The sequence below is a fragment of the Bacillus sp. G16 genome, from assembly GCF_021282335.1.
Classification (GTDB): domain Bacteria; phylum Bacillota; class Bacilli; order Bacillales; family Bacillaceae; genus Bacillus; species Bacillus inaquosorum.
Genome location: NZ_JAJSOZ010000026.1, coordinates 24735 through 34648 on the forward strand (window position 1 = coordinate 24735; position 9914 = coordinate 34648).

Annotated in this window: 10 protein-coding genes; 1 reads left to right on the forward strand and 9 read right to left on the reverse strand. The window is 44.6% G+C overall.

Annotated elements, in window-relative coordinates:
- Nucleotides 1–105: 105 nt before the first annotated feature.
- From LWH95_RS20085 to LWH95_RS20120, 8 genes are all read right to left on the reverse strand, one after another.
- On the reverse strand, nt 106–1920 hold the full coding sequence (locus LWH95_RS20085; protein ID WP_232920233.1) for an ABC transporter ATP-binding protein: 1815 nt from the start codon (nt 1918–1920) through the stop codon (nt 106–108).
- Between the two features lie 10 nt (nt 1921–1930).
- Nucleotides 1931–3688 (reverse strand): ABC transporter ATP-binding protein, encoded by a 1758-nt coding sequence (locus LWH95_RS20090; protein ID WP_232920234.1) that lies wholly within the window; start codon nt 3686–3688, stop codon nt 1931–1933.
- Between the two features lie 221 nt (nt 3689–3909).
- Nucleotides 3910–4143, reverse strand: a complete 234-nt coding sequence (gene moaD / locus LWH95_RS20095) for a molybdopterin converting factor subunit 1 (protein WP_003238889.1) — start codon at nt 4141–4143, stop codon at nt 3910–3912.
- Nucleotides 4136–4609, reverse strand: coding sequence for a molybdenum cofactor biosynthesis protein MoaE (locus tag LWH95_RS20100; protein WP_003238892.1), 474 nt, complete (start codon nt 4607–4609; stop codon nt 4136–4138). The genes moaD and LWH95_RS20100 overlap by 8 nt, the downstream gene beginning before the upstream one ends.
- Entirely contained in the window at nt 4609–5130 is a 522-nt protein-coding gene (gene mobB, locus LWH95_RS20105; RefSeq protein ID WP_232920235.1) for a molybdopterin-guanine dinucleotide biosynthesis protein B, read from the reverse strand. The genes LWH95_RS20100 and mobB overlap by 1 nt, the downstream gene beginning before the upstream one ends.
- Complete coding sequence (locus tag LWH95_RS20110) at nt 5091–6383, reverse strand: molybdopterin molybdotransferase MoeA (protein WP_232920236.1); 1293 nt, start codon at nt 6381–6383, stop codon at nt 5091–5093. The genes mobB and LWH95_RS20110 overlap by 40 nt, the downstream gene beginning before the upstream one ends.
- 17 nt (nt 6384–6400) lie before the next feature.
- Entirely contained in the window at nt 6401–7420 is a 1020-nt protein-coding gene (locus LWH95_RS20115) for a molybdopterin-synthase adenylyltransferase MoeB (RefSeq protein WP_060398528.1), read from the reverse strand.
- A 50-nt stretch (nt 7421–7470) separates the two neighbouring features.
- The gene (locus LWH95_RS20120; RefSeq protein ID WP_232920237.1) at nt 7471–8070 is read right to left on the reverse strand and encodes a molybdenum cofactor guanylyltransferase; all 600 of its coding nucleotides are present in this window, start codon (nt 8068–8070) and stop codon (nt 7471–7473) included.
- A gap of 135 nt (nt 8071–8205) precedes the next feature.
- On the opposite strand from LWH95_RS20120, the gene LWH95_RS20125 reads away from it, so the two are divergent.
- Nucleotides 8206–9171 (forward strand): sporulation protein, encoded by a 966-nt coding sequence (locus tag LWH95_RS20125; RefSeq protein ID WP_232920238.1) that lies wholly within the window; start codon nt 8206–8208, stop codon nt 9169–9171.
- A gap of 41 nt (nt 9172–9212) precedes the next feature.
- Here the strand turns inward: LWH95_RS20125 and rok are convergent, their stop codons facing one another.
- Entirely contained in the window at nt 9213–9797 is a 585-nt protein-coding gene (rok, locus tag LWH95_RS20130; protein WP_003238902.1) for a transcriptional regulator Rok, read from the reverse strand.
- Nucleotides 9798–9914: the final 117 nt, after the last annotated feature.

Here is a 9914-nt window from a genome sequence, read left to right on the forward strand (position 1 = left end):
TCCTTGAGAATATCTAACAAGTAGTACGAGAGGGGGATCGAAAAGTTTCATGTTTTTCTAATAAATTTCCAAAAGCCCTCAATAGATAACTGAAGGCTTTTTATATTATTCTATCGCTGTACTGTATTGCGCTTTCACAAGCCCGGCATAGATACCTCCTTTAGCGAGCAGCTGCTCATGGTTTCCTTCTTCCATTTTCTTGCCGTGATCAAGAACAATGATGCGGTCGGCGTCGCGGATCGTGGACAATCTGTGGGCGATCATCACTGCTGTACGCCCTTTCAGCAGCGTTTTCAAAGCTTGCTGAATTTTCACCTCCGTCTCTGTATCAATACTTGCCGTTGCTTCGTCCAAGATGATAATAGCCGGATCGGCGAGCAATGCTCTTGCAAAGGAAATGAGCTGGCGCTGTCCGGCAGACAGTACGCTGCCCCTTTCCTCCACCTCTGTTTTGTATCCTTCTGCTAAACCAGATATAAACTCATCCGCTCCGACCGCTTGGGCAGCTTTCATCACTTCTTCGTCTGAAGCACCCGGCCGTCCAAAACGAATATTTTCCATGATGGTCCCGGAGAAAATAAATGTATCTTGCAGCACAATGCTGATCTGAGAGCGCAAACTGGCAAGAGAAAGATCCTGAATCGGAATGCCGTCGATTTTAATGACGCCTCCAGTAGCATCATAAAAACGGCTGATTAAATTGGCGATCGTCGTTTTCCCGCTTCCCGTATGCCCGACAAGCGCAAGCGTCGAGCCCGCCGGGATAGAGAAGGAAACAGCGTGAAGGGCTTTTCGTTTTTCATCATACGAAAATTCAACCTCTTCAAAGCTGATCTCTCCATTTATCGTTTTCTTATGAATGGCATCCGGCTTCTCCTTGACATTTGGCTGTTCGTCCAGAAACTCAAAAATCCGCTCTGATGATGCCATCCCCATTAACAGCTGGTTGTAGACCTGGCCCAGTCTCGAAATAGGTTCCCAAAACATGCCCAGATAGAAGGCAAAAGAAACGAAGACGCCAATCGTGATGGTTTCATTCATGATGAGTGTGGCGCCATACCAAATTAAGACAGCTGTTCCAATCGCATTCGTCATTTCTACCAGAGGACGGAACATGGCATTTTTTCTTGTTGCTTCCTGCCAAGATTGATAGTTCTCCTGATTAACGCCGTCAAAATACGCCATATTTTCTTCTTCCTGCGTAAATGCCTGTGTGACACGGATGCCCTGAATGCTTTCATTCAAATGAGAGTTTAGCTTCGATTGCTTTAGACGCACCGATTGCCAGGAGCGGCGTATTTTTTTCCTTAGACTTGTTGAAATAAAAAACATAATCGGCAGTGTCACCATGATGGCGATAGTCAGCTCAGGACTCAGCGTAAACAAAATGATAATAACGCCGGCCAGAAGCAGCAAGTCCGTCAATAAGTTGATGACTCCGCTTGTAAAGAGCTCCTGAAGAGAGTTAATATCATTCATAATCCTGACCAAGATCGATCCGGCCGACCGCTGATCAAAAAATCGGTGGGATAAGCGCTGCACATGGGTAAATAAATGCTGCCGCAAATCGTATATCACATGCTGGCCAAGCTGATTCATCCACCTGATTCTTAACACATTAGCGGCATAATTGAGGACATATAAACCGCTAATGATGAAAATGAGCTGGATCAGCAGCCCCGAGTTTCTCGCTGTAATGGCTTGATCGAGAACATAAACGCCGATCAGAATAGGAATCACAAGCTTTACAGCAGTCCCAATCAATACGGTGAGAAAGGAAAGCGGCAAAATTGTTTTTCGATATGGTTTGACATAGCTCAGCAGCCGCCACATTTGAGCCCAGTTAAACGGCTTTTCAATGATTTCATCTGAAGAATAATAGAAACGCTCCAAAATCCCCTGTTTTTTTGCTTGTTTCATATGGTCCTCCCTATCCGACCTGATGCGGCTCATTGATCAATTTGACATCACGGTATTGCAAATCGTAAATCTTTTTATAATAGCCGCCTTTTTCAAGAAGCTCTTGATGTGTTCCCCTTTCACAAATGCGCCCCTTATCAAAAACGAGAATTTCATCGGCGTGTTTCAGTGAAGAAATGCGGTGAGCGATGATAAAGGTTGTGCGGTTTTTCATGACTTCTTTTAAGGCAAGCTGTATGCTGTGCTCCGTTTGCATATCTACTGCACTTGTGGCGTCGTCCAATATTAAAATGCTCGGGTTCAAACAGATGGCTCTCGCAATGGCTATACGCTGTTTCTGTCCGCCGGACAGCCCCATTCCCCTCTCTCCCAGCATGGTGTCATATCCGTCAGGAAGCTCCATAATAAAGTCGTGAGCCTGCGCCCTTTTTGCGGCTTCGATGATGTCTTCCATTGAGGCATCCGGCCTCCCGTACGAAATGTTTGCTCGAATCGTAGATGAAAACAGAAAAGATTCTTGAAGTACTACCCCAATATTGGAGCGAAGTGTTTTTAATGAATAATCTGTGAGGGGCTTGTGATCAATGGTAATCATTCCGCCAACAGGGCTGTAAAATCTAGTGAGGAGCTGTGTAACTGAGCTTTTGCCTGAACCTGTCGGGCCCAATAGGCCGATTACCTTCCCGCTGTTTGCCTCAAAGCTTACATTGCGCAGCGCGTTTGTTTGTTCTTTTCCGTATGCAAGAGAAACATTTTTGAAATGGACATTGCCGGTTAATTTTTGTTTATGCAAAACATGAGCATGGTCTGCGATGTCTTCTTCTTTTTCCAGAATTTCCAGCAGGCGTTCACCTGACGCTTTTGCTTGAGAGAACATATTGATTACAAAACCTAAGTTCATAATCGGCCACATCATATAATTCACGAGACTGAAAAAAGCGACAAGCTCGCCGGGATTAAGCTGATTTTGCATGACCAAGTAGCCGCCGTATGAGAGAAGAGCAACAATAGAAACATTACCGATAAATTCCATCAAGGGGAAATACGCAGACCAAATGGATGATGTTTGTAAATACTGTGCCCTGTATTCCGCATTGGCTTTATTGAAAGTGCTGATCTGAAAATCCTCTCTGGAAAGAGATTTCACCGTATTGATGCCGCTGATATTTTCCTGAACTTTTGTATTGAGTGTCGCAAACGATTTGCGGATGCCTCTAAAGGCCGGATGGACCCTTTTGTCAAACTGATATACAGCAACAGCGAGAAATGGCAGAACAGCTATTGTTACAAGCGTAAGTGGAACAGAATAGTAAAACATGACCGACAGGCTGATGGCGACCAGCAGGACGAATCGAATGAGCTCAGCGAGACCGTATGATAAGAAAAAACGAAGTCCTTCAACATCAGCTGTCAGCCTGGACATCAAATCACCTGTTTTCGCGTTATCATAATAAGAAAAAGAAAGCCTCTGCAGTTTTTCATAGAGGCCATTTCTCAGCCGATAAACGGATTTGATCCCGAACATATCACCTAAATATTGATGAAAAAAAGTGGCGGTTCCTTTCAGGGCCATTACCGCAATAAATCCTAAACTGACCCATGCTGCAAGCTGATACTGCCTCCCCAGCACGATTTCATCAATCGTAATTTGCAGGATAATCGGGTAAACGACAGTAATCGCAGTCATCAAAAGCATGGCGAGAAGCGACCACATAAACACCTTTCTGTACGGCCAATAAAATATTTTTAATCTTTTAAATGTCTCCATATCCAGCACCTTTCTCGTTTATATCTTCTTTACTATATCGATACCCGAAATAAATTTCTATTGTTTTTCAAAAATTCAGTCTAATGTTGGAGCGAGTCTCTTACTTTATAGGGAGTCCCTTATGTAAAATAAACGCTTACAGAAAATCATTGTATGCTGGGAGACTTGGGGATATGCGAATGAAGCACAAAAAAACCGGACGGCTGAGTGCCGTCCGGTTTTCATCCACCGCTGACCGGCGGAATGATGGCTACCGTGTCACCTGAAGATACAGAAGTATTTTCCTTTACATAGCTTTCATTAACAGCAATCATAGCTGTATCAATGGATGCAAGGCCGTATTGTTCTTTTAGATTCGCTTTTATTTCGTCTGTAGTTGCTTGTTCCATATCTATTTCCAATGCTTGTTTGCCAGCCTGTTCAGCAAGCCCTGCAAATAAAAGAATTTTAATCATGCTGCTCTCCCCCGCTTAGATCTGGTTTTCCGTTCGGATAAGCTGTTGTTTCAAGCTGATCGCCGATCCATTGCTCACCGTCTTCCCAAATTTCTTTTTTCCAAATCGGCACAATCTGTTTAATTCGTTCGATCGCATACTCATTGGCTTCATAAGCAGCTTTTCGATGGGGAGATGATACAGCGATCACTACCGCTGCTTCACCGATATCCAGCACACCTATACGGTGCGTGATCGCAGCTGAAGCACCTTCCCATTTTTCTTCGATTTCAGCGCCGATTTGAGCCAGCATTTGTACGGCCATCGGTTCATATGCCTCATATTCCAGCCGAACCGTTCTTTTTCCGTTTGTCCATTCCCGAACCGTGCCAATAAATGTCGTAATTGCCCCTGCTTCCCGTTTCTCCACTTTTTTGATAATGTCTTCAGTAATAATGGGTGTTTTCGTGATCTCAAACCGTTCCATTATGCAGATTCCCCCTTCAGCTGTGAAAGCACAAAATCCACGGCAACCGGATCATCCGCATGAAAAACGGGTAATCCCTGATGCTCTGTCATATGCTCTTTTTTTCTATAGATGATGGCGATTGTATTTACTGCCTGCAGCGCTTCTAGATCTTCCTCTTTGCTTAGTATAACCACTTTAGGATAAGGGGCTTTTTTAAAGCCTTCAATCAGAAGGCAGTCTGTTTCTAAAAACCGATATAACTCAATCAGCCGTGGCAAATCCCAATTGCGGCGGGCGGTCAGCTGTAACACACCAGCACCTTCTACTGCTGTCACATCAGCACCTGCCGCTCGATAACGGTCAGTGTCTTTTCCTTCAGTGAACGTTTGCGGTTCACCGCCGTGACCGTGGTGCTTCAGGCAGCCTAAATTGAGCCCCTCTTCAAAAGCTTTTTTAAGAATACGCTCGATAAACGTTGTTTTCCCGCTGTTTTGAAATCCTACAACTTGGACGATCGGGAAAGGACGGACCAAGGCCATTCACTTCCATTCTCTTCTCTGATGAGCAGCACTTGAACCGTTCTGCCTGATTCATATCCTCTCGTGCCGCCCGGCAGGATAATAAACGCATTTGCTTCTGCAAGTGACGTGACGGAGCTGGACTTATCTAATCCGACGGGTTCCGCCAACAGCTTTCCCTCCTGATGATATACGAAAGCACGAACAAATCGGGTAAAGGGGTTCGGCTTTGGAAAATCCTTAGTCAAAACAGCTTCCGCACAAATCGAATGAGGTTTTTCATTGAGAAGCCATGTCTGGATCATCGGTTTGACAAACAGTTCAAAGCCGACATAGCATGCCGACGGATTACCCGACAGGCCAAACAGCAGCATATCGTTTGCATGCGCCACCGTCGTCACGCTGCCCGGTCGCATGGCAACTTTATTAAAGAGCACGTCCGCTCCGAGTTTTTCATAGATCGCAGGCAAAAAGTCAAAATCACCAACCGACACACCGCCAGTTGTAATCAGAAAATCAACCTTTTTCATCGCTTCTTTGACCGCGGCAAAGCTTTTATCCAGATCATCAGAAATTTTCCCTAAATAAAGCGGTGATGCGCCTGCTTCTATTACTTGCGCATACACCATACTGGCATTGCTGTTGCGGATTTTCCCCGGCTCCAGCGGATCACTGACATTCAGCAATTCGGTACCGGTTGCGATAATCCCGACAACAGGCTTTCTCACGACAGGCACAGATGCGTATCCGAACGTTGCCAAAAGCGCAGTCACTCCTGGTGTCACTCGGGTGCCCTTTCTCAATAAAACACTCCCTTTTTGAGCGTCTTCACCTGTTTTTGAAATATTATCCCCTGGCTGAAAACGGCGTTTTAAAGACATAAACGCCTTCCCATTCTTCTCAAAGGGTTGAGTCAGCTCAATCATGACGACAGCATCAGCCCCTTCAGGGATTTGCGCGCCAGTCATAATCCGCACGGCCTCAAACGGGCCAAGTTCTTTTTCAGATACAGCCCCCGCTCCGATATGGTCAATGACTTCAAACCGAACCGGGTTCTCACGTGAAGCTTCAGCCGTATCGCACGCTCTGACGGCAAAACCGTCGTATGGTGAACGGTCAAATGCGGGTACGTGGTGATCTGCTGTTACGTCTTCAGCTAAAAATCGATGAAGGCTGTTTTCAAGCGCCACCCATTCTGTTCCCCCTTGTTTATGAAAATGGCAGACACGCCGAACTGCCTCGTCTACCGGTATCGGTGTTCTTTTCTCCAGCATTCTGACCCCTCCAGTTGTTACAATCCAATTACTCTTGCCAACACGGAATTGGCTTCTTTCACATCATTTGTTCCATGCACCAGTGCACGTCCGTCATTGAATATGACAATTCTGAAATCCTCGTAAAAAATATGTAGCAAAAACGCATTGGCCTCGACCTTGCCGATTGTTTTCAGCCGCTTGATGAGCTCCTGTTTCGGAATTCTTTTTAATGACTCCGACCTTATCTGAACTGTATCACGGCCGCACAGTACAGCGGCTTTTGGTGTGTTCCAGTCTTGGAGATAAGGATAAACCGCATGTGTTCCGCAAGACGGGCAATCCTCACGGCGTACATGATTAACGTTAATCTTCATATGCGAGTTGTTCCAGACATCGAACGTCACAAAACCGCGCTGTATCGCGTCTGTTTGGCCGGTTAGCAGCTTTAAAGCCTCAGCCTGCTGATAGGCAGACACGATATGCACAGCGGGCGGAATGATGCCAGCCGTATCACACGTCGCCCCGCCGACAGGAATTTGCTCAAACAAACAAGATAGACAAGGGGTTTCTCCCGGAATAATCGTCATGAACATCCCTTGGCTGCTTACACAAGCGCCATAGACCCACGGTGTCTTTGTTTTCTGGGCTAGATCGTTTATCAGCATGCGGGTTTCAAAATTATCTGTCGCGTCGATCACGACATCTGCTTTTTCAATCAGCGGCTCAAGCGTTTCGGCCGTTCCTTCGGCAACATGGGCCTCAATATGTATTCCGCTGTTAATCACTGAGAGATGCTCTTTGGCAGCCATGGCTTTCGGCATGCGGAGCTTGGCATCGCTTTCTGTATAAAGCTGCTGCCTCTGCAGATTGCTCCACTCCACATAGTCACGGTCAATAATGGTAATGGTGCCGACTCCCGCTCTCGCAAGCCCTTCAGCTCCTGCAGTCCCGAGCGCCCCCGCTCCGACAACCAGGACATGGCTGTCTCCCAATCTTTTCTGGCCCTTTTCCCCTATTTGTTTAAATCTGATTTGCCGTGAATAACGCTCCTCCATCAAACCTGTTCTCCTTATCTTTTATGTCATCTTAACATGTTTTTGCCCCATCAGTCCCACCTGAAGGAATCCGTTTTTTCTTCCAAACAGTTAAAATCCTCACGTGTATTAATGTTGATAAACTCAGCCGGATTTGCCCCAATTTCTTCAGCGTGTACGTAACAAACCGAAATTCGATCTAACAAATCTGAAATTCTTAATCTCTTCTCAGAAAGCTGATCATATAGAATGGGCATGATTCTTTTATGGTAAATTGCAATCAATGGCTGCTCCCGTCCGTCTGAAATCGGGACAACCGCGTCTGTACCGGCAGTCATCAAACGCTCGAGCTCCAGCATCGTCCTTCTTTGTATCAGCGGCGTGTCACAGGAAAGAACGGTATAAAGATCACCGTTTGTCTTTTTAAAAGCGGTATATATACCAGCCAATGGCCCCATGCCTTGAAAAGGCTCAGCATCTTGATACACTTCATTTTCACCGTTTTCTTGAAATCTATCAATAAACTCAGGACGGCTGATGATAACCGTATGTTCTCCAAGCGCCCTTTTGGCCCATTCGTAAAACATCCTGCCCCTCCATTTCACAAACGCCTTCGGTTCTCCGAAGCGCCGTGAGGCTCCCCCTGCCAGCAGTACGTTTATATGCTCCATGTCATCTCACCTCTAGTTCGTTAAAAGCATAGCAAAAGCAAAGCCCCGACGCCACTGCTTGTCTGTTTATTAAAGAGGAATAGCTGTTCAGTATTTGCATATTGTAGTGTTAACATCATGAGGGAGATGGTTCGAATGAAAAGATCAGGTCCTTTTTTCCACGACGTGTCTCAGGAGAACCTTTACTTAAAATCAGAGCTTTCAAGGTGCCATAAGCTGATTGCCGAACTTGAAGCAAGCTACTTCCATCAGAAAAATAACAAACTGCTCAAAGAAAATAACGATATGAAAGAAAAACTTCAGCAGCTGTCTGCCGAATTAACACAAATGTCAACGAAAGAAAAACACGCCTCCCACACCAGCCAAACCCTGCACCAAATAAGAGCTGAACTGCTTGATAAAATCGTTGCATTGCAGGAGCTTCTTTCTGCTGAAACCTACAAACGCAAAGCCGAAATCCAAGAAAAACATAAACTTCATATCGCTAAAATTAAAATTGAAGAAGAAAATAAACATCTGCATCAACGAATCAGCCATCTTCAGGCCTCTATTGAGCAGAAACAGAACGCACTGCTTCAAGCAAAACAGCAAACCGAATTAATAAAAGCCGAAAACGGCCGTCTAAAAGAGCAAATGGTAGAAAAAGAATATCAGCTAAAACATATCAAAATAGAAGTTGATCATATGAAAGACCGAATCATAGAAACGAAAGAAAGGCTGCTCGAAATAGAAAAAACGAAAGAAAAATTATTTCACGAAACTATTATATCGTATAAACGTCAGCTTGATGAAAGCGATGCCTGGATTGCTTCTCATTTTGCCGATATTGATGGCGGCACGAAACAAACAGAAAAAACGGAAGAAGAAGCTCCAGCGGTCTACACGCAGCCAAATCATGTAGAAACCATACTTGAAGATGTCACCAAACAGATACATGCACTTCAAAAACAGCTCTTCCGCGCCCAATCATCAGACCAGTCCATGAGTCATACAATCGAAGAGCTGAAAAGCAGAGCCGCTGAGGAAAAACCTTATCAAAAGTGGGTATATAAGCTCAATCTTGAAAAAGAAAACAAACCTTCACAGAAAAAAACTCAATAAAAAACTGCTTGAGCACTACGCCAAGCAGTTTTTCTGTATGTTTATTCATTTGCTGATTCTGCAGATTCAGCTGATTCGATTTCACCTTCTAAAATGTACTGGCCGCGATACGGTTTTTTCACTTCCGGGTACATTTTAATTAAGCTTTGCATAAACGTTGTCATATTAGGGATTTCAAGACCGCTTTCTTTTTCAATCTCTTTTTGAAGCTCGGAGCTCTTAATCGCCGCGTTGTGGCGTTTTAATGTTTTAATGGCAGCTTCACGCAGCTTAGCTGCTTTCGATCCCGGTCTTGCCGTTCCTCTTCTTCTTCGTGTTGTTCCGTCAGGTATGCCGGCAGGAAGAGAGGAAATAGATTGAAGCTGAGGCTGTACAGACTGCTGTTGTGATTGCGGCTGATAGCTTCTGATTTCCTGAGCCGCAAGCTCAGCAAGAACCGGCAGAGAGTCAGTTTTTCGTTCAGAACGGAAATCCTTTTTGACTTCGGAAGGGCTTCCATTTCTGTCCAGCTCTCTTAATTTTGCGTATATTTTATCACGTTCGATTTGATATTCACGAATGACTTTCACTTCAGCTTCATTTAATTGTTCTAATCGTAAGCGCAAAGCTTCTCTTTCATTAAACATTCCTCAATGTACCCCCTATCAAAATTAACATCTTTAATTAAGATATTAGATTACAAAAGTAATTTTATCAACTATTATTTTAGCATTTTACTATTATATTTACTCTATGAAAAATTC

Coding starts and splice junctions, on each gene's coding strand:
- LWH95_RS20085 (WP_232920233.1), bottom strand. CDS start 1,920: ATGAAACAAGCAAAAAAACAGGGGATTTTGGAGCGTTTCTATTATTCT.
- LWH95_RS20090 (WP_232920234.1), bottom strand. CDS start 3,688: ATGGAGACATTTAAAAGATTAAAAATATTTTATTGGCCGTACAGAAAG.
- moaD (WP_003238889.1), bottom strand. CDS start 4,143: ATGATTAAAATTCTTTTATTTGCAGGGCTTGCTGAACAGGCTGGCAAA.
- LWH95_RS20100 (WP_003238892.1), bottom strand. CDS start 4,609: ATGGAACGGTTTGAGATCACGAAAACACCCATTATTACTGAAGACATT.
- mobB (WP_232920235.1), bottom strand. CDS start 5,130: ATGGCCTTGGTCCGTCCTTTCCCGATCGTCCAAGTTGTAGGATTTCAA.
- LWH95_RS20110 (WP_232920236.1), bottom strand. CDS start 6,383: ATGCTGGAGAAAAGAACACCGATACCGGTAGACGAGGCAGTTCGGCGT.
- LWH95_RS20115 (WP_060398528.1), bottom strand. CDS start 7,420: ATGGAGGAGCGTTATTCACGGCAAATCAGATTTAAACAAATAGGGGAA.
- LWH95_RS20120 (WP_232920237.1), bottom strand. CDS start 8,070: ATGGAGCATATAAACGTACTGCTGGCAGGGGGAGCCTCACGGCGCTTC.
- LWH95_RS20125 (WP_232920238.1), top strand. CDS start 8,206: ATGAAAAGATCAGGTCCTTTTTTCCACGACGTGTCTCAGGAGAACCTT.
- rok (WP_003238902.1), bottom strand. CDS start 9,797: ATGTTTAATGAAAGAGAAGCTTTGCGCTTACGATTAGAACAATTAAAT.